This window comes from Flagellimonas sp. 389, from assembly GCF_018449435.1.
GTDB lineage: Bacteria > Bacteroidota > Bacteroidia > Flavobacteriales > Flavobacteriaceae > Flagellimonas.
The window spans coordinates 54,076-75,697 of the sequence record NZ_JAHCMU010000009.1 but is presented as its reverse complement, the minus strand read 5'-3'; the positions used below and the strand labels follow the sequence as shown (position 1 = coordinate 75,697).

The following is a 21,622-nucleotide window of genomic DNA, read 5'->3' as shown; positions in this document are numbered from 1 at the left end:
CGTGATGAAGATATTGGTCATTGAAGACAATGCGGAACTACTCCATGATATTAAAAACTTTCTGGAGGAGGAGGGGAACATTTGTGAAATAGCTCCAAATTACAATTCCGCTTCTATGAAGGTCGGTATTTTCCCTTATGATATTCTAGTTGTAGATATTACACTGCCAGATGGTAGTGGTCTGGATATCATCAAAGTGGTCAAAAAGGAAAACATTGATGCCGGCATCATTATTATTTCAGCGAAAAATGCAGTTGGGGATAGAATACATGGTCTTGAAATTGGGGCAGATGATTATCTGACAAAACCTTTTTACCTCACTGAATTGAATGCTCGCATCAAGGCACTCTACCGAAGAAAGGTGTATAACGGTAGGAGAGAGATTGTGTTCAATGAAATCAATATCAAACCTGAGCGACATGAGGTTTTTGTGAACGATTATCCCTTGACCTTGACAAAAAAGGAATTTGATATCATACATTTTTTTGTGGCCAATAAAAATCGATTATTGACCAAAGAAGCAATTGCAGAGCATCTATGGGGCGATGATATTGAAATGGCAGATTCGTACAAATTCATTTACACGCATTTGGCCAACTTGCGAAAAAAAATTGCTGAACTGGGAGGGAAAGACTATATTAAATCCATCTACAGTGTAGGATACAAATTCACTGACCACGAATGAATCTAGTCAGAAAAACCAATAGGAACTATCTTATATTTCTGTTGTTCCTTTTTCCCATAATGGTCGCAGTTGACTATTATGTGATAGAGTATTTTGTCAATTTTGAGGTAAATGATGTTTTGCTACATGAAAGCGAGCGTATTGACTATGAATTAAAACAGAATGGTAGTTTGCCCCATTCAAATTATACGTATAGAACAGAAGAAGTGTCAAACGATTTTAATGGTCAAAATAAGTTTGGGGATACTTTGGTTTTTGAAGCGTATGCAAATAAACAAATTCCTTATCGGACCTATCAATTTACCGTTGATACGGGTTCCCAAAAAATGAGAGTTTCCTTATGGCATATTCTTTTGGAGATGAACGAATTGATTATCTGGTTGTTAGGGGCTGCTACTTTGGTTTTGTTAATGCTCTTAAGTGGTCTGTTCTTTATCAATCGAAGAATTTATAAATGGGCATGGAAACCTTTTTTTCACAACCTATCGGCTTTAAAAAATTATGATATAACCAGTAAAGAACCTGTGCAGCTCAAACCCTCAAAAATCAATGAATTCAAAGAGCTGGACAAGGTAGTGACCGCTTTGATGGAGCAAGTAAAAAAAGATTTTCAAAACCTTAAGGAGTTCAATGAAAATATAAGTCATGAGGTGCAGACTCCCTTAGCCATCATTCGGAATAAAATGGTACTGCTCTTAGAAAGCAATAATTTGAACAAAGAAGAACAGCAATGGGCACAGGCGGTGTATCAAGAGGCGAACAAACTTTCAAAAATCAGTAAATCATTGACGTTGATTTCCAGAATTGAAAATCAAGAATTCAAAAGATTGGATACCGTTGATATTGGTGCCGTTATTGATAATATCGTGCGAAACATGGAAGAAATCATCAAGTTTAAAAATATCAATACCAATATCGATTTAGATTCCGTTACCGTACAATGTGATCAAATACTGGCCAATATTTTGTTTACAAACCTTATTAAAAATGCTGTACAACATAATAGAGAAGGTGGATATATCAATATGACATTAACTTCGGAAAAATTTGAAATCACCAATACGGGAAGTACTTCGGATATGTCTACGGCGCAATTGTTCAACCGTTTTCAAAAAGGAAACAAGGAGTCGGATTCTTTGGGACTTGGTTTGTCCATCAACCAAAAAATATGTGATATCTACGGATTTCGGTTAGATTATGAGCGTGATAATGACAAGCATACATTTTCTTTATTTTTTTGATGCGTTCTTCCTGATTTTTAGTAATCAATAAGGTTTGTTTTACGGGTACCTGCTATACTATAGCTTAGAAAAGCTTAACATATTATGTAACCTAGGTTACTGTAATCATTTCTATGGGAACTTACTTTTAACATAAAAATAAAAATGATGTTTGGCATTGGTTGTAAGTTGTTTAACATACTTTTTTTTACATCTCTGATGTATCATAAAAACAAGTTTTTGGTATCCTGCCCTCAAAATATCGAAGCTACAAATCAACACGGGATATGATACAAGAACTGAAGCAAAACTATGGTCAACATTTTGAAAAAGCGCTGATCAATGAGATTCTTCAGGTAGGTACTTTTAAAGAAATTCCAGCGGGATATAAGTTAATAGACATAGGCGACTACATAACGGTGATACCGTTATTGGTTTCCGGAGCCATCAAAATACTTCGGGAAGATAGGGATAGTGATGAACTGCTTTTATACTATTTGGAAAAAGGAGATACGTGTTCAATGACCATGTCATGCTGCATGGGAAATACAAAAAGTGAAATTAGGGCCATAGCTGAAATGGATACCAAGCTCATAATGGTTCCTATCCAAAAAATGGAAATCTGGACGGCAAAATATAAAAGTTGGAGAAATTTTGTGTTTGAAAGCTACCATAGTAGGCTTAACGAATTGATGCACACCTTGGATAGCGTCGCATTTGATGCTATGGATGCACGATTGGTAAATTACCTTAAAGGTAAAGTAAGGATTTCCGAAGACAATGTAATTAGGAACACACACCAAGAAATAGCTTATGATTTGCATAGTTCTAGAGTGGTCATCTCAAGATTGTTGAAAAAACTTGAGCAAATGGGGCATATAGAATTACATAGAAATTATCTGAAAGTATTAGATCTATAAGCCTGTGTAACGTGGGTTACTGCAAAGCCCTTTTCATTGCAATACTTTTGGATTTGATAAAATAAGGGATGTAATATGCTCAAAAGATTCTTACCGATATTTGATTGGCTTCCCAATTATAAAAAGGAATACCTAACAGGAGATATTTCTGCGGGACTTACTGTTGGTATAATGCTCATTCCCCAAGGCATGGCGTATGCAATGATAGCAGGGCTTCCTCCTGTTTTTGGTCTCTATGCCGCTTTAATTCCACAAATGATATACGCTATATTGGGTACTTCTCGCCAATTGGCCGTTGGGCCAGTAGCAATGGATTCACTATTGGTGGCTTCTGGGCTTGGTGCTTTGTCCCTATCGGGAATAGATGAATATATTGCGATGGCTATTTTTCTTGCGTTATTTATGGGGAGCATTCAGTTACTTCTTGGAGTAATGCGTATGGGATTTCTGGTCAACTTTCTTTCAAAACCCGTAATCAGTGGTTTTACTTCGGCTGCAGCGATAATAATTGGCTTGAGTCAATTAAAACATCTTTTGGGTACCGATATTGAGCGAAGTAATCAAATCCATATCCTATTGCAAAATGCACTACGAACTATAGACCAAACTAATCTTTACACCTTGGGCATTGGTGTTACTGCGATTTTCCTTCTGAAAGGACTCAAAAAAATCAATAAAAAGATTCCGGCTGCCCTGTTAATAGTTTCGTTAGGAATCGTTGGGGCATATTTTTTTAAAATTGATTTGGTTGGAGTTAAAATTGTAGCGGAAGTACCTAGTGGTCTACCTAGTTTTGGGGTGCCGTCCATCGACTTTTCGAGAATCGATGAATTATTGCCGATAGCGTTGACATTGGCCCTTATTGCATTTATGGAAGCTATTTCGGTATCCAAGGCCGTCGAAGTAAAACATAGGGAATACGAAGTAAATGCAAATCAGGAACTGATCGCTTTGGGTACCTCCAATATTGTAGGGGCATTTTTTCAATCGTATCCCACCACCGGTGGATTTTCGCGTACTGCCGTAAATGATCAATCGGGGGCTAAAACGGGTATCGCAGCTTTTGTAAGTGTCTTGGTCGTTGGGTTGACATTGTTGTTCTTAACACCTCTTTTCTATTATCTGCCCAATGCTATTTTAGCAGCTATTATAATGGTTGCCGTTTTTGGCCTCATCGATGTGAAGTATCCGAAACGTCTATTTAAAAATCGAAAAGATGAGTTTGTCCTTCTAATCGCAACATTTATCATAACACTAATAGTAGGTATAAAAGAAGGTATTTTGTTGGGTGTTCTATTCTCTTTATTATTAATGGTTTATAGAACATCTAAACCACATCTGGCCATCCTTGGCAAGATTCGTGGCGCTAATTACTTTAAAAATATCAATCGTTTTGAAAAGGATGCAGAGATAGACCCAAGGGTTCTCATCATACGATTTGATTCCCAACTTTATTTTGGAAACAAGGATTATTTCAAAAATGAACTCTCAAAACTTTTAAACTCCAAAATAGTTCAACCAGAAGCAATTATTATCAAGGCCGAGCCCATTAATTATATTGATAGCAGTGCCGTTTTTATGCTAGAGAATTTAGTGGAGGAGTTTAGGGAAAAGAATATTAAAATTCTTTTTTCCGATGTCATAGGACCTGTTCGGGATATTATCCAAAAGTCGGAGCTTGTGGACAAGATAGGTCGAGAACATTTTTTTGTCAATACATTGGAGGCCTATGACTATGCATTGAACAATACGCCGAAGAACAATCTTCAAGAAAAAATTTCATTGCAGTCGAAAGAAGGAACTTATGTAACCTAGGTGGCTGACCGTCAAACAAATCATAGATACTTTTAACGTATATAACTTAAAATAGGTAAACATGAAAATAGAACAGATTTATACAGGATGTTTAGCACATGCAGCTTATTATATTGAAAGCAATGGTGTAGCAGCTGTTTTTGACCCATTAAGAGAAGTACAACCTTATATGGACAGAGCACAAATTGATAATGCCAAAATCAAATACGTCTTTGAAACACACTTTCATGCCGATTTTGTAAGCGGTCATTTGGATTTACAGAAAAAAGCAGGTGCAGCTATTGTTTTTGGACCTAATGCCAAGCCAAGCTACGAAGCTGTAATAGCTGAAGATGGTCAAGTATTTGAGATAGGCGATTACAAAGTAAAAGTAATCCACACGCCTGGGCATACCATGGAAAGCACAACATATCTGCTTATTGATGAAAATGGAAAGGAACATGGGATTATAACCGGGGACACTTTGTTCATTGGCGATGTGGGCAGGCCTGACCTTGCACAACATGTAGTTTCTGAACTTACCGAAGAGAAACTTGCAGGTCTTTTATACGATTCGTTGCGTAATAAAATAATGCCATTAAGCGATGACCTTATTGTTTATCCCAATCATGGTGCCGGTTCTGCATGCGGAAAAATGATGAGCAAAGAAACAACGGATACCCTTGGACACCAGAAAAAAGTGAATTATGCTTTACAGGATATGAGCAAAGAAGAATTTATTAAAGCACTGCTCGATGGTCTCACAACGCCACCTGGTTATTTCCCTCAAAATGTATTGATGAACATTCAGGGTTACGAAAGTTTGGATACAATAATGAATCGTGGAACACAAGCTCTGGATCCAGATGCTTTTGAAGCTGCGGCAAACGAAACCGGTGCACTGGTCCTTGACACAAGAGATGCAGAGGATTTTGCCAAGGGATTTATCCCCAATAGTATAAACATTGGTTTAGAAGGTAGTTTTGCACAATGGGTAGGAGAAATGGTCCCAAGTGTAAAACAAGAAATCCTTTTGGTCACCTATCCCAACAAAGAAGAAGAGGCGATTACAAGATTGTCGAGGGTAGGATATGACAATACAATAGGATACTTGAAAGAAGGTTTTGAATCATGGAAAAAAGCTGGACGGGAATATGAAGAAATCAATCGAATTTCACCGAAAGAATTCGAGAATGCATACAAATCAGAAAACCCATTGGTAATCGATGTACGTAAAAAAAGTGAGTATGAATCAGAGCATGTTATCGATGCTTTGAATATTCCCTTAAATGAGATTAATGGGCATCTTTCAAAAATTCCAAAGGACAAACCTTTTATCCTTCATTGTGCCGGTGGTTACCGTAGTATGGTGGCAGCATCAATACTCAAACAGCGAGGTTGGGACAATTTTGTTGATGTAACGGGCGGGTTTAAGGAAATTGCCGAAACCTCTGTTGCAAGGTCGGAATATGTTTGTCCCACAACACTTTTGTAACCTAGGTTACTGCAAAACCTTAAACCATAAACTAGTTTTAGCACAAATTGTAAAGTAGAAATAATGAAAATTGAACAAATTTATACTGGTTGTTTGGCCCAGGGAGCTTATTATATTGAGAGCAAGGGTGAAGTTGCCATCATTGATCCTTTAAGGGAAGTCAATCCTTATATAAAAAGGGCAAAGATGGATGACGCAAAAATCAAATATATTTTTGAGACACATTTCCATGCAGATTTTGTTAGTGGACACTTAACATTGGCAAAAGAAACCAAAGCTCCCATTATCTATGGTCCAAATGCAAACCCTTCGTTTGAAGCGATTATTGCAGAAGATGGGCAACAATTTAAATTGGGTGAAATAACTATAGTAGCACTGCATACACCTGGCCACACCATGGAAAGTACTACATATCTTCTACGGGATAAAGATGGTAAGGACCATGCCATCTTTAGTGGTGACACGTTGTTTTTAGGTGATGTTGGAAGACCTGATTTAGCTCAAAAGGCAGCAGATATGACCCAAGAACAATTAGCAGGGACCTTATACGATAGTCTTAGAAATAAAATTATGGCCTTGTCCGATGAAGTTATCGTATATCCCGCCCATGGTGCAGGGTCTGCCTGTGGAAAAAACATGATGAAAGAGACAGTCGATACCCTTGGCAATCAAAAGAAAATAAATTATGCGCTAAGGGCGGACATGACGAAACAAGAGTTTGTTCAAGAAGTAACGGATGGTTTATTGCCACCGCCCCAATATTTTCCATTAAACGTGAAGATGAACAAAGAGGGATATGACGATATAGATGTAGTCCTTAAAAGAGGTACACAAGCATTGAGTCCAGATGCTTTTGAGGCCGCCGCGAACGAAACGAATGCCATTGTATTGGACGTACGGCATCAAAATGATTTTGCAAAAGGCCATGTCCCACGTTCTATTTTTATAGGATTGGATGGAAGTTTTGCTCCATGGGTAGGAGCTTTGATAGCGGATGTAAAACAACCTATTTTGTTTATCGCACCTAAAGGAAGAGAAGAAGAAACGGTAACAAGACTCTCACGCGTTGGTTTTGACAATACACTAGGATATTTAGAAGGAGGGTTTGATGCATGGAGAACAGCATCCAAGGAATATGATTCTGTAAACTCGGTAAACGCAACTGTCTTTAAGATTATGCTTGAGGAAGAAGAAACACCTGTTTTTGATGTAAGGAAAAAAAGTGAGTATGTGTCGGAACATGTAGATGGGGCATATAACACTCCTTTAGATTTCTTAAATGACCATTTGGCCGAGTTTCCCAATGAAGATATTTTCTTTATCCACTGTGCGGGAGGATATCGTAGTATGATTGCTGCTTCTGTCTTAAAAAGTAGGGGCATTCATAATGCAATAGACATTGCGGGAGGTTTTAAAGCTATAAAAGAAGCTAGGGTCTCCGTTTCTGATTATGTATGTCCTTCAACACTAAAATAATTCACAAGCAGTTCTATTTGTATTTTTTTGTGCATTGATTCCTTAAAGTGGATATCGATAAAACAGAAAAACGACAACAAGTAACTTGGAAAATTGTGGAAATATTTGGTAGTAAAGAAACCATAGACCTCTTTAGAGGCCATTGGTCTGGTACTTAGGCAATACCTTCCATAACCTAAGTGCTTGATTTTTTTGTTTGGTTGATAAAGGGCTGTTCTAAGAAAGACAGCCTTTTTCTTTTAAAAATAACTAATGTGTAACCGAGGTTACCGATAAAAAGCAGTACGATTCTTACCTTTGATATGCTTAAAAAAGTAACCAATATTCATGGGATTATTCGATTTTTTATTTGGCGCAAAAACACAAGAAATAGGGCATATTAAAATTTTGAACGTTGATGAATTCAAATCATCCATTACCCAAAAAAAAGTTCAATTGGTTGATGTAAGAACATCAAAAGAATATCGTTCTGGACATATTTCCAATGCCCTGAATATTGATTTCTTCCAGCAATCATCTTTTAAAGCTTCGGCGGAAAAACTAGATAAGAAAGCCCCTATATATCTCTACTGCCGCTCAGGTAATAGAAGCCAAAAAGCAGCTAAAATTCTTTCAAAGATGGGTTTTGAAGAAATCTATGATCTTAAAGGAGGGTACATGGCTTGGTATTAAAATAGGCTTAAAAAAATATAGTATTTAATCAAATAACAAGAAAAATGAGAACATCGATTATAGTACAAAATTTGAAATGTGGTGGCTGTGCAAAAACAATTACCAATAAACTATTGCAAGAGAAGGGTGTTTCCAAAGTTGATGTTGATGTGGAAGCATCAAAGATTTCATTCGACCATAATAAGCATGAAGATACTATTCAAATAAAAAACACACTTAAATCTTTGGGATATCCAAGCATAGAGGACAACAATACATTAATGGATAAAACCAAATCTTTCATTAGTTGTGCAACGGGAAAACTGAGTTGACCAATGGCAAGAAGGGTGATTTTGCTTCTATTTGGCCTCTTTGTGGTTTTTGGTTGCAAGGATAGAGCAGCGGAAAAATACGGTGCCGTCCCGTTAGAAACAAAAAAAGTAGAGCTTACATCTTCAAAAATCCATTCTGGAAAAAAGTTGATGGAAAACCAGTGTCATCTATGCCACAGCCCAACAGCTTCCGAAAAAGAAGGTAGAATAGGTCCTCCAATGGTTGCCATTAAAGCACATTACATTGATGAAAGCACTACAAAAGAAGCGTTTATTCAATCCATTTGGAGCTTTTTGGAACAACCCTCTGAAGAAAATGCCAAACTACGCGGTGCCGTCAGGAGATTTGGGGTAATGCCTTATCAGTCCTTTAAAAAGGAAGATATAGAGCAGATCGGCGAATATCTATATGAATATGAAATAGAAGAACCATCCTGGTTTAAAAAGCATTGGGAAAATAACCCTAACCGAAAACCTTATATAAACAAGGGCAAGAAAATATATTCCAATGATACACTCTCCAAAGAGGACATAGGTCTTGAATATGCCTTGAGCACCAAAAAAATATTGGGTAAAAACCTTATGGGGACCATCCAAAAAAAAGGAACGCTAGAAGCATTGGCCTTTTGTAACGAAAGAGCTTACCCATTGACCGATAGTATGGCCTATACACACAAAGCCTTAATTAAAAGAGTAAGTGACAAACCTAGAAACCCAAAGAATCTTGCCAATGCAATTGAATTGGAGAAAATCGAATATTATAAACGAGTATTGGCAAGCGGGGAGAGCATCATACCCATTGTGGAAAGCCAAGATGAGGTCAATCACTTCTATTACCCAATCGTTACCAATAGTATGTGCTTGCAATGCCATGGTGTGCCCAAACAACAAATTAAACCTGAAGTCCTCACTGTTTTAAAAGACTTATACCCGAAAGATATGGCCCAAGGGTACGATGTGAATCAAGTAAGAGGTATTTGGAGTATTGTTTTTGAAGAATAGGGGAATAATAGTCTCATACATAATAACTTAAAAAACTATTTGATAACGTTTATGTATTTCAGCCATCACCAAGGAAAAAATACGCTTATGTAACCTGAGTCACTTTATACGCAAAATTGAATGGGTATTTTTAAGAAATTCACAAGAAAATGCTCAAAAAATGAAAACACATCATCAGATTTTAATCATTGGTGGCGGTACTGGTGGTATTATGACCGCTGCCAAATTATCGAGGAAGAACAAGGAGTTCGATGTGGCTGTTATTGAACCAGCTGAAACCCATTACTACCAACCCGCTTGGACCTTGGTTGGCGCAGGTGATTATAAGTACAAGAAGACAGGAAGGCCCATGAAAGCCGTGATGCCAAAGAATGTTACTTGGATAAAGGATTTTGCAACGTCTTTTCATCCCGAAAACAATACAATCACCACGAAAAATACCGGCACAATATCTTATGATTATTTAGTTGTGGCACCAGGATTGGTCATGGCACCAGAACTTATAGAAGGATTATCCGAAGCATTGGAAAAAGGAGTTGCTTGCAGTAATTATATTGACCCGGAGTATACATGGAAAGTGCTACAAGGTTTTAAAGGTGGTAATGCTATTTTTACCCAACCTGCAACCCCTATAAAATGTGGGGGAGCCCCCCAAAAAATAGCCTATTTAGCGGCAGATTACTTTAAAAGGAACAATCTTTCTGATAAGACAAATGTAGTTTTTGCAACCCCTGGCAGTGTAATATTTGGTGTTAAACCGATACGAGATACCTTAATGAAAGTAATTGGAAAGTATGGTATACATTTCAAGCCTTTCTATTCACCTATTAGAATTGATTCCGATAAAAAAATCGTGTATTTCAAACATACAGATCCAAACGAAAATAAGTGTGTTATCAATGAAGATAATGTTTTAGGAGAAAAATCATCTCCCACCGTTGACGAAATCATAGAGATATCGTTTGATCTATTGCATATTGCACCACCTCAAACTGCACCAAAATTTATTCGTGAATCATCGCTAACAAATAAAGATGGCTGGTTAGATGTGGATTATCATTCCTTACAGCACAATGCATACCCAAATATTTTTGGGGTAGGGGATGTTGCAGCGCTTCCAACGGCCAAGACCGGTGCGGCAATCAGAAAGCAAGTTCCTGTTGTTGTCGATAATATTACCAAGCTTATAAATGATCAAATTGCTAAAAACAAAGGATATAATGGCTACTCAAGCTGTCCGTTGGTAACAGGTTATGGTAAAATGACCTTGGCCGAATTTGACTATGATGGTAATTTTACTCCTGACCCTAAATTAAAGCGTATGTTGGTTTTTAATAGTGCTAAAGAGCATTGGAGGTTATATATGTTCAAAAAATTTATGTTACCGTATTTGTACTGGAACAAAATGTTGAAGGGTCAAGATGTATAGTGCCATTATTGTCAGGTATGTGTACTATGGTTTAGAGAGGCGATATATTTTATATCGCCTTTTTCTTTGAAAAAAAATGAACAATAATTTTCAATTGCGTTAAAACTTGGTTAAATCCTGATTGTGTAACTCAAGTTACTTCCCATACATTTCCCATAGTTTAATTTTATGATTAATTATTATAAGTATAAATTTAATCTATATCACTATGGAAGATTCTAATTTTTTTAAAGAAGAAATTCAAAGCATGCCAAGAATTGGGGACAAAGCCCCTGATTTTGAAGCACTGACTACAAAAGGTAAAATTAAACTATCCGACTTTGCAAAAGATAAATGGATAATACTATTTTCCCATCCTGCAGATTTTACACCTGTTTGTACAACGGAAATGAGTGGATTCGCTACTCGGAAGAATGAGTTTGACGCCTTAAATACAGAATTGTTGGGGCTGAGTATTGACAGTATACATGCACACTTGGGCTGGGTACAAAATGTAAGGGAAAATACAGGAGTTTATTTTGACTTTCCTATAATAGCCGACCTAGATATGAAAGTATCCAAACTTTATGGAATGCTTCAGCCCAACGAAAGTGAAACAGCAGCGGTTAGAGCAGTGTTCCTTATCGACCCAGAGAAGAAAATTCGTCTAATTATGTATTACCCGTTGAACGTTGGGCGTAATATGGATGAAATTATTAGAGCTTTAGAAGCTTTACAGACTTCAGATGAACATAAAGTGGCGATGCCTTTAGATTGGAAGAAAGGGGATAAGGTTATTGTTCCACCACCAAAAACACTTGATGCACTAAATGAAAGGTTGGAAGATGATTCCATACAAAAAGTAACCTGGTACCTAGCTAAAAAGGAGATTTAAGACATCACTTTTAAACTAAAAAAAGAGGCCTTCTGTTTTGGGGGTCTCTTTTTTGTTTTATTTAACACAAAAAAACGCGTCTTTCTTTCTATATGTAACTGAGGTTACTTTATTTAGATGTGCTTAAAAATACCTTTGAAATAAACCCCTTGGAGCTATGGACACAGAAATTCTCGCCCGAATACAGTTTGCCTTTACAATAGCCTTTCATTACATCTATCCTCCCTTGAGTATCGGTATAGGCTTGATCATGGTTATTATGGAAGGACTTTACCTGAAAACAAGAAATAAGCATTATGAGATTTTAACCCGTTTTTGGTTAAAGATATTTGCGATTACCTTTGGTATTGGTGTGGCCACAGGAATTATAATGGAATTTGAATTTGGCACTAATTGGGCCGTATATTCAAGATATGTGGGTGATATTTTTGGTAGTGCATTGGCAGCTGAGGGTTTATTTGCATTTGGTTTGGAAAGTGCATTTTTAGGTGTTCTCATTTTTGGATGGAACCGCGTATCGCCCAAGGTACATTTTATTTCTGCCATTGGCGTTTTTCTTGGGTCTATGTTTTCGGCAGTTTGGATCGTAGTTGCAAATAGTTGGCAGCAGACACCGGCCGGTTATCACATAGTCGGCGAAGGTTTCAATGCAAGGGCAGAAGTCACTGATTTTTGGGCAATGGTTTTTAACCCATCAAGTGTTGATAGAATTATTCATGTATGGCAAGGTGCATTCCTTGCAGGAGCATTTTTAGTATTGAGTGTACACGCTTATTACCTTCTAAAAGGTAGATATATTGAGATTTCAAAGAAAGCTTTTAAAATAGCGTTAGGTGTTGCTACAGTGATTTCGTTAACGCAATTAGTATCCGGTCATAGTTCGGCCGAAGGTGTTGCAGAAAACCAACCAGCTAAACTAGCAGCTATGGAAGGTCATTATGAAGCTTCGGCACCAGCAGATTTATATCTCTTTGGTTGGGTGGATAATAAAACCAAAGAAGTCACAGGTGTTAAGTTACCGGGCGGTTTATCCTTTTTGGTACATCAAAAATTTGACGAACCCATTACAGGTCTAAATGCATTTCCCGAAGAAGATAGACCAAGTCAGGTAAATGCTGTTTTTCAGTTTTATCACATTATGATTTCCATTGGGATGTTTTTAATTGGGCTCACATTATATGCGAGTTTTTTATGGTGGAGAGGCAAACTGTTCGATAAAAAATGGCTATTGAAGATTTTTGCCTTATCAGTGATCTTACCCCAGATAGCCAATCAAGTGGGTTGGTTTGCCGCTGAAATGGGAAGGCAGCCTTGGATTGTCTATGGGCATTTAAGAACAAGTGAGGGCTTTTCGCAAGAGGTATCATCAAATCAAATATTATTTTCTCTAATATTATTTTTAGTGGTGTATACCATACTCTTTCTCTTGTTTATTTATTCGATGAATAAAAAAATAAAACATGGACCTTATGATGAAGCTAAAAATGCATTGGAAATTATTTGAAAACAAAATCAGATGGAAACATTTTTAGGTATAGATTATCCCACACTTTGGTATTTGGTAGTCGGATTATTATTTTCAGGGTATGCTATTTTAGAAGGGTTCGATTATGGTGCTGGGGCATGGCATCTGTTTTTTAGGAAAGATTTAAGCAGGCGTATAGCCATTAATGCCATAGGCCCTCTATGGGATGCCAATCAAGTATGGCTTATTATTGGTGGTGGAGCATTGTTTGCAGGATTCCCTGTTATGTACGCTACCATGTTATCTGCCATGTATATTCCTTTTATGTTGTTTTTAATGTTGCTGGTCTTACGTTCTGCAGCGATAAAATTCCGAAGTGCCGAAGAAATGAAATGGTGGAGAAAAACTTGGGATATTGTCTATTTTACGTCCAACATATTAATCGCCTTTTTATTGGGCGTTGTTCTTGGAAATATAGTACAAGGTTTCGAGATAGGAGAAAACTTTAGCTATAAGGGCGGTATCTTCTTTTCTTTCTTAAGCCCTTATGCCATTATGATCGGTTTAACAACCTTATCTATCTTTATGACGCAAGGTGCTATTTTTTTATTATTAAAAACAGAGGGACGTTTACATGCCAGATTAACCTTTTTATTAAAAAAAGGAATGATTTTTTTCATCATCAGTTTTGCTGTTACCTCCGTTTACACCTTAATATTTATTCCTGGTGTTACCGATAAGTTTAAAGAAAATTCAATATTCTTTGTTTTACCAGTATTGGCATTTTTAGCGGTGGCCAACATACCTCGACTTGTATCCAAGAAAAAATATGCCAATGCTCTGGTATTTTCATCATTGACCATGGCATTTTTACTGATGCTGGTTGCTTTTCAGCTATATCCCGTTTTGTTGCCTTCTACAATACACCCATTGCACAGCGTGACTATTTATAATGCAGCTTCTTCACAAAAATCATTGGGTATTATGTTAACTATCGTACTTATTGGAGCACCACTCTTAGCTGGCTATTTCCTCTTTTTGTACAAAACCTTCCATGGCAAGGTTAAATTGGATGACACTAGTTATTGAGTATAATAGTAGTATTTCATTTAAAGCTAGAAAATGGTATAGCCGTTAATAAATAGGATAGTTTACGTTTGAATGGTCAGACATTTATTTAGATGGGATTCAAAATCAACCCGTTAAGGCCTTTAAAAGTTCAATTTGTTCAAGTGTTGAAAATTTGTTGATTTTTAAGACCGAATCATATTCTTTCTATTCTCTTGTTAACGATTTATGAACTCTTAATCAAGGTGATACATCATATTTACCTTCATTGTTCAATATTGCTAGTTTATCAATAAAATAAGTACTTTAAATTATTCGTTTAGCTGGACTAGTGCTTTTCATTCAATGGCAAAATCTCATATTTCGTGGTTTTAAGAAATCTAACACTATCTTTTTATCGTTCCCGAAGTGTCTCCAGCCATTAAACTTGTAACATTATCCAATGATACCAAATTTACGTCCCCAGGAACGGTGTGTTTAAGTGCACATGCTGCAGATGCGAAATTTAAGGCCTGTTCATCAGTATCATAATGCAACAATCCATAGATTAAGCCAGCGGCAAAGGCATCACCGGTGCCAACCCGGTCAATAACGGGTGTAATATTTAGAGTCTCTGTTTTTATGTATTCGCACCCATTCCACATTTTACCGTGTATTTGTTGGTGCGATGCACTTACTGATTTTCTGGTTTTCCCCACCACTTTATCAATTTTCGGGAATTTGTCCATAAGTTTTTCGGCGGCTGTGCGAAATTTATCTTTCGATTCCCCTGTACCGAATAGCTCATGAATTCCACGGCTACTTGTAATGACGATATCGCAATTTTGTACCAATTCTGGCATCACTGTTTGCATGGTTTTTCCATAGTTCCACATATTGTCCCGTGAATTGATATCTCCAGAGACTTTAACGCCCATTCGGTTTGCTGTTGTAATGGCATCCGAACAGCATAAGGCGGCACCTTCTGAAATGGCCGGGGTGATTCCGGTCCAGTGAAACCAATCTGCATCTTTAAGTATAATTTCCCAATCGATCATTGATGGTTTTATTGCCGAGAAAGAGGACCCTTCTCTTTCGTAGATTACTTCACTCGACCGGTGAACAGCTCCTTTTTCCAAAAAGTATTTACCAATCATGGTATCGCCATAAATAACATGTTCAGTACTTAACCAATGCTTGCGCAAAAATTGCGTAGCCGCTTTTCCAAGGGCATTATTGGGAAACCGGGTCACGTGAGCCGCTTTCATGCCAAGGTAGGCACAAGAAATTGAAACATTTGCTTCACCACCTCCATAAGCTAGTTCCAAAGAGGATGCTTGAGCAAATTTGGAATATCCAGGAGGAGATAAACGCATCATTACTTCACCAAAGGTCACTAATTTTTTAGCCATGTTTTAATTTGAATTTTTATTGTTTTTAGGCCTCAAAAGTTCTTAATGCTTGAGGACTTCTCAGAGGATAATGACTAGTAATTGATAGTTCCACATCCACTTTCGGGTTAAGAACTTAATACTATTACAAATATATGTATTTTTGGTAAACCAATCTGGTAAACCAATTTTAAATACATCGATTTTCTCCTATTTTTTATAACTAATTTACTAAGTATTTAAAAGAACAATCAGTTAAAGTTTACTTTTCGACGATTGCAGAATTCATGAAACTGCCCAAAAAACTTTGTCCAAGTACTACTATTGCATTAAACTTAAAATAATAGCCACGACCTTCACAAAATCCAATTCGGTTTCTCTCCGGTTTATAGCAATAATAAATATCATTTTATTAAGAAATAACCGTATTTGAAATAAAAAAAACATTAATAATAGTGCTGAAAAAAGTAGATATCCTACTCATTTGTTCCTGTGAAGAATATGCGAAAATACTGTGATTTTAATTGACATTTTTTGTACGATTCATAAAGACTTTGTGAAATTATTGTCTCGATAAATAAGCTTTGTTTAATCATTTAGCAATAAGACTTAACAAAAGTATCGATTCCCTAAAATTTTAACATTTAAATACTAAAATGATTTTTTTTTAACCCTTTGATAACATATATTTGGTTTACCAATTTGGAAAACCAAATTGGTAAACCACTGAAAACAATAATAAACAAGCAACTTCAACCGCTATCTCTATGAAACTAAATTTTGCATAAAAAAGGAATAGGTGCACGTCTATCCTTTTATTGATTACTTCTTGTAGGAGGGAAGTATAATTCAACAAATACACATTATATGCATGCAAATTAGATGAATTCAAAAGTAATCTGATTCCTTAAAATTTGTAGACTCAATGTGGAACGCTGAACGGATTTGTAAGCATTCCCAAAAGGGACATGCGATTAACTAAACTTTTGAAATTAACGGAACAACAAATGAATTTAAGAAGGAAACTAATTATGGTTGTGGTGTTGCTGGTCAACATACAGCTATTTGCCCAAGAAATTTCGGTAACGGGTACTGTTACCGATGTGAACAATACACCCATACCAGGGGCTAATATTATAGTATTGAACACAACAAGAGGAACTCAAACTGACTTTGATGGAAATTATGCCATTACTGTTTCAAGTGGAGAAACGCTACAGTTCTCATACATAGGATATGGAGCGAAAACAGTTACAATTACTGATCAAACAACAGTGGACATTACATTATTGGAGGACACCTCAGTGTTGGACGAAGTGGTTGTCATCGGATATGGTACGCGAAAAAAATCCTCATTGACCGGGGCCGTTGCCAAGGTAGATGGTTCAGAAATCGCAGGTATTCAAGCAACTAGGGTAGATGATGCTTTGGCAGGTAAGTTACCAGGTGTTTTAATTCAAAATCAGGATGGATCACCAGGTGCCGACCCTAAAATTCAGATTAGGGCAGCATCGTCCATATCAGGTGATTCAAACCCGTTGATAGTTGTCGATGGGTATCCAATTTCAGGAAGTTTGGCAACCGTTAACCCTAACGACATACAGAGTTTGGAAGTGTTGAAAGATGCAGCTTCGGCCGCTATTTATGGTTCTAGGGGTGCAAATGGTGTGATTTTGATTACAACTAAAAAAGGAAAATCCGGTAAAGTAAGTTTTAGTTACAATGCCTTTACCAGCACCTCAAGTAAGTATCGAGACAATATTCTCAAGTCAGGGCCCGAGTGGGCAGAGATATCGAGAAGGGAAATTGCCGCCGGGAATTGGGACCTTTCCCAAATTGATCCCGATTTTGTAGAATATAGGTTAAATGCCTATGAAAATTCACCTGGTGCCATAAGCCCAGAGGATTGGCTTTTTCAAAATGGTAGTATTATGAGTCATGACTTTAGTGTCAGTGGGGGTACGGACGATGTGAACTACTTTGCTTCGCTTGGCTATCAAAATGCTGAAGGTGTCATCATTACCGAAGGCTTTGAACGGTTGAACGCACGTTTGAACATCGACGCTAAACTGGGAGAGAAGATTAGAACAGGCATTAGCTTCAATGGTTTTAAATCCCATAGGGACATTCTTGGTCATGATATGAGGGATCTTTTAAGGGCGTATGGTGTGCATCCTATTTACCACACAGAAGAATCCATTGCCTTTGTCCAACAATTAGATCAGCAGGCACAGGCCTTGGGGCTAGATCCGTTTGATAATGGTTTTAGAGGTTCTACATACGAAGCAAGTAGTATCTCTGAGCTACAGCCCGGTATGGCCGCTCAAGATTGGCACTACGGTAGGGCGAATAATGGTATTGGTGGTTCTGGTGATGCCGGTCCAGCAGCCAAACTTGATAATACCGAGCGTTGGGAAAGAACATTTTTTGGGAACATTAGCACTTATTTGCAATATGAAATTATAGATGGGCTGAATATAAAAACCGTTTTGGGTGGTGATTTAAGGGATACCCAATTTTATGAACACCGACTATTGGGATTTGATTCCAGGGCAAGGTCTACCGAAACCTACATGAACCAAACGGATTTAAAGGAGTTCTCGGTATTGAGTGAGACTACCTTGAACTTTGCAAGAACCTTTGGCAAGCATGACATATCCGCTGTATTGGGTCTTGAATTTCAAACCAACAAATTTATAGGGACTGCCTTATCGGGTACTAATGTGCCAGATACAGAAATTCAAAATTTCGAATTGTTCGAGCCTGAGGATATTACAGTAACGGAAAGAGATGAAACTGTGGCACGGGAAAGTGTTTTTGGAAGAATTAACTATACGTATGACAATCGTTTCTTATTCTCTGTATCCTTAAGAAGGGATGGGGATTCCCGTTTTGGAGCAAATAGAAGATTCGAGACATTCCCAGCGCTTTCTGTGGGTTGGAACCTTCATAATGAAGCATTTTGGGAGCCTCTTTCAGAATGGGTAAGTATTTTCAAACCAAGATTTAGCATGGGCTCTTTAGGGACCACTTCCTTCTTGGGGTCGTTCAGTGCCTTGAGACTTTTGGAGCCACAACCCACGGTTTATGGGATTGGCTTCTTGATTCCCGATAATGTGGAGAATCCAGAATTGACGTGGCAAACCAATACAGAACGCAACTATGGTATTGATTTGGGATTCTTTTCCAATCGCATTCGATTAGGTGTGGATTACTATACTTCGGATATTGAAGACATTTTAATCAACCAAAGTGTTTCGGAAGTACTAGGGACTCGCTCAGTAATATTAAATTCGGGTGATGTGAGAAGTTCTGGTTTCGAGTTTGAATTGAATGCAAAAGTAGTGAACAATGAAGACTTCTCATGGAATTTTGGGGCCAACTTAGCTACAGTTGAAACCGAAATAACCGATTTAGGTGGCCTAACCGAATTGCCCCAAGCAGTTTACGGGCAAAGTGGAAGAGGTCCGGTATTTAGAAATTATGTTGGTGGTGAAATCGGTGAAATGTGGGGATTGGAGACTATCGGAAACGTTGAAATGATTTATTTGGAGGATGGTACGAGAAATCCCAACAATAGAACAGGTACAGCGTATGTGGTAGACCAAAACGGTGATGGGGTTATCGATAATACCAGAACTGTTGAAGATGGCGGAGACTTGGTCAAAATTGGTCAGAATACACCAGATTTTTATTGGGGTTTAAACAGTTCAATCAATTACAAAGCTTTTGACATGTCGTTCCAATTTCAAGGGGCACATGGAGGAGAGGTTTACAATATCGACCCCCATTATTATGGGTCGGAATTTGGAGGTAGATTAGTGGACAGTTTTGACGCCAATGAGGATGGTATCGCCGATAATAACGGCGAATTTTACATTGGTAAAAGGTTTCAGACCGATGCTTATATTCAAGATGCTTCATACGTAGCGTTGCGAAACCTTACCATCGGCTATACGCTTAATCCAGAACTTACTGGAAAAGTGGGCGTAAACAATGTCAGACTGTACGTTGCGGCAACCAATTTACTGTATCTCTGGGGTGATGATTACACCTCTTACAACCCGGAAGGTGTGCAAACGGCCGGTAGTGATTATTTAGGCCCTACAACGTATGGGGCACAAGTAGGTGCAAGTCCAATTGTTAGAAGCTTTACACTTGGTTTGAACGTTAATTTTTAAAAAAAAGAAATGAAAACAATATATAAACTATCAATCGGATTATTGTTCCTGATAACAGCATGTGGTGATGATTTAGATCAAGTTCCACCCAATAAAGCCAAAGCTGATTCCTTAACGGATTTTAGTGGAGTGTTGAATGCCGCATATTACTATCAGCTTGGTGCGGTAACACCCATGGCAATAATGGGTGAGTTCAGATCAGATAATGCATTTATGTTTGAGCCGCCATACACTGAATTTGATGAATACGATAATGGCTTACCCGTTATGGAAGATGATTTTTTTGGGCCTTTTTACACCGCATTGTTCAGGTCAATATTAAGTACGAATATCGTCATTGAAAATTCCTCGGATGCTACCGAGATAGGTGAAGCCAAGTTTTTAAGGGCGTTGTCCTATTTCAAGCTCGTACAGGTTTTTGGGGATATCACGGTAAATCTATCTCCGGATCCAGACTTTACAGATACCTCTATTTTGGTAAGACGACCTACTTCGGAAGTATATGATAATGTGATCATCCCAGATTTGGAAGACGCCATCGCAGCTTTGGATGTTGAAATTGTTGATGGAAGAGCTTCTAGCCTTGCGGCTCAGAGCCTATTGGGCAAGGTATATTCCTTCAGGGGCGATTATGCCAATGCAGAACCATTTCTGGCTGCTGTTGTGGACGGAGCGGAAGCGGCAGGAGTTAGCTTAAAAGAAAACTTTGATGAGATTTTTGGGGCACAAAATGAGGTAGAGAATTCAGAGATTATATTTTCAACACAGATAGAAAGGTCAATAGTCGATGAATATAGTCCTGCTTCCCGTTTTTGGAATTGGTTTGTAGGGGATGATTCAAAATCCGATTTTCCGGTAGATGCGGATTTGATTGCCGCTTTTGATGCGAGCGATGCCAGCGGTGGTGGAACCGATTTAAGAAGGGCGGTAACACTTAACGATGATGGATTGACAGCTGTAAAGTTTCCTAAAGAAGGTGATTTAGGGCCTGACCATGATTGGATAGAAATAAGATTGGCGGATATTATCCTTTTATATGCGGAAACCTTAAATGAAAATGGTGCTCCTGCAGCAGAGGTACTTCCATTATTGGACGATATAAGAGCAAGAGCGGGCCTAAATAGCTTGATAGGGACAATAAGTTCACAGGCCGAGGTTAAACAAGCTATTCTAGATGAAAGACGCTTGGAACTGGCCTTTGAGGGACAACGATGGTTTGATTTGGTAAGAACAGGTACCGTAGATGCGGAAATGGGAGAAACAATAAATGCCAATTATCATGTGTTTCCTATTCCTATCTCCGAAATTCTGGCAACCGATGGAGTCATTACGCAGAATCCTGGGTATTGATTTGAGATCGATCAGTAGAAGATAAGTAGTTAAGTATATTGAGTTAGTTTAGTTTTTGATAAGGCCGTTGGCACTATTAGGTCAATGGCCTTTTAAGAATTTTTCAATAATTCATTATAAAATGATTTTCAAAAAAGTAAAACCCTGCCGATTATTAAATTGGCAGGGTTTTGTCTTTCTTTAATAACCGTTCCAGTGACCTTACTGAGGTTTGAACCCGCAGTTGGGAGGCTGGTTAAAGTCGGTTGCTCGCTAATTGTTTATTTTTTTTGACGATTAGTGAATGCTAAATCAAAGCATTATGTCAAAT

The 21,622-nt window shown here is 37.7% G+C and carries 16 protein-coding genes; 15 read left to right on the top strand and 1 reads right to left on the bottom strand.

Annotated features, from left to right (window positions below; translation table 11 throughout):
• Window positions 1-4: 4 nt before the first annotated feature.
• From KIM67_RS09315 to cydB, 13 genes are all read left to right on the top strand, one after another.
• Window positions 5-685: a response regulator transcription factor gene (locus tag KIM67_RS09315; protein WP_163419683.1), complete on the top strand. Its 681-nt coding sequence runs from the start codon at window positions 5-7 to the stop codon at window positions 683-685.
• Window positions 682-1,926 (top strand): HAMP domain-containing sensor histidine kinase, encoded by a 1,245-nt coding sequence (locus KIM67_RS09310; RefSeq protein WP_163419684.1) that lies wholly within the window; start codon window positions 682-684, stop codon window positions 1,924-1,926. The genes KIM67_RS09315 and KIM67_RS09310 overlap by 4 nt, the downstream gene beginning before the upstream one ends.
• A gap of 266 nt (window positions 1,927-2,192) precedes the next feature.
• Entirely contained in the window at window positions 2,193-2,825 is a 633-nt protein-coding gene (locus KIM67_RS09305; RefSeq protein WP_163419685.1) for a Crp/Fnr family transcriptional regulator, read from the top strand.
• 75 nt (window positions 2,826-2,900) lie between these two features.
• The gene (locus KIM67_RS09300; RefSeq protein WP_213831062.1) at window positions 2,901-4,640 is read left to right on the top strand and encodes a SulP family inorganic anion transporter; all 1,740 of its coding nucleotides are present in this window, start codon (window positions 2,901-2,903) and stop codon (window positions 4,638-4,640) included.
• Between the two features lie 61 nt (window positions 4,641-4,701).
• Window positions 4,702-6,114, top strand: a complete 1,413-nt coding sequence (locus tag KIM67_RS09295; RefSeq protein ID WP_213831061.1) for a rhodanese-like domain-containing protein — start codon at window positions 4,702-4,704, stop codon at window positions 6,112-6,114.
• A 63-nt stretch (window positions 6,115-6,177) separates the two neighbouring features.
• Window positions 6,178-7,590 (top strand): rhodanese-like domain-containing protein, encoded by a 1,413-nt coding sequence (locus KIM67_RS09290; protein WP_213831060.1) that lies wholly within the window; start codon window positions 6,178-6,180, stop codon window positions 7,588-7,590.
• A 327-nt stretch (window positions 7,591-7,917) separates the two neighbouring features.
• Window positions 7,918-8,262 carry a rhodanese-like domain-containing protein gene (locus tag KIM67_RS09285; RefSeq protein WP_213831059.1) on the top strand — a complete coding sequence of 115 codons (345 nt, stop codon included), beginning with the start codon at window positions 7,918-7,920 and terminating at the stop codon, window positions 8,260-8,262.
• Window positions 8,263-8,306: 44 nt separating this feature from the next.
• Entirely contained in the window at window positions 8,307-8,573 is a 267-nt protein-coding gene (locus KIM67_RS09280; protein ID WP_213831058.1) for a heavy-metal-associated domain-containing protein, read from the top strand.
• 3 nt (window positions 8,574-8,576) lie between these two features.
• Complete coding sequence (locus KIM67_RS09275; protein WP_213831057.1) at window positions 8,577-9,575, top strand: DUF3365 domain-containing protein; 999 nt, start codon at window positions 8,577-8,579, stop codon at window positions 9,573-9,575.
• 160 nt (window positions 9,576-9,735) lie between these two features.
• Window positions 9,736-11,004 carry an FAD/NAD(P)-binding oxidoreductase gene (locus KIM67_RS09270; protein WP_213831056.1) on the top strand — a complete coding sequence of 423 codons (1,269 nt, stop codon included), beginning with the start codon at window positions 9,736-9,738 and terminating at the stop codon, window positions 11,002-11,004.
• Window positions 11,005-11,212: 208 nt separating this feature from the next.
• Window positions 11,213-11,878: a peroxiredoxin gene (locus KIM67_RS09265; RefSeq protein ID WP_213831055.1), complete on the top strand. Its 666-nt coding sequence runs from the start codon at window positions 11,213-11,215 to the stop codon at window positions 11,876-11,878.
• A 157-nt stretch (window positions 11,879-12,035) separates the two neighbouring features.
• Window positions 12,036-13,382, top strand: a complete 1,347-nt coding sequence (locus KIM67_RS09260; RefSeq protein WP_213831054.1) for a cytochrome ubiquinol oxidase subunit I — start codon at window positions 12,036-12,038, stop codon at window positions 13,380-13,382.
• Window positions 13,383-13,394: 12 nt separating this feature from the next.
• Window positions 13,395-14,432: a cytochrome d ubiquinol oxidase subunit II gene (gene cydB, locus KIM67_RS09255; protein ID WP_213831053.1), complete on the top strand. Its 1,038-nt coding sequence runs from the start codon at window positions 13,395-13,397 to the stop codon at window positions 14,430-14,432.
• A gap of 365 nt (window positions 14,433-14,797) precedes the next feature.
• Here the strand turns inward: cydB and KIM67_RS09250 are convergent, their stop codons facing one another.
• Window positions 14,798-15,802, bottom strand: a complete 1,005-nt coding sequence (locus tag KIM67_RS09250) for a sugar kinase (protein WP_213831052.1) — start codon at window positions 15,800-15,802, stop codon at window positions 14,798-14,800.
• 986 nt (window positions 15,803-16,788) lie between these two features.
• Here KIM67_RS09250 and KIM67_RS09245 point away from each other — a divergent pair.
• Window positions 16,789-19,962 (top strand): TonB-dependent receptor, encoded by a 3,174-nt coding sequence (locus KIM67_RS09245; protein WP_213831051.1) that lies wholly within the window; start codon window positions 16,789-16,791, stop codon window positions 19,960-19,962.
• A gap of 9 nt (window positions 19,963-19,971) precedes the next feature.
• A complete protein-coding gene (locus KIM67_RS09240; RefSeq protein ID WP_213831050.1) occupies window positions 19,972-21,312 on the top strand; it encodes a RagB/SusD family nutrient uptake outer membrane protein in 1,341 nt (446 codons plus the stop codon).
• Window positions 21,313-21,622 lie beyond the last annotated feature (310 nt).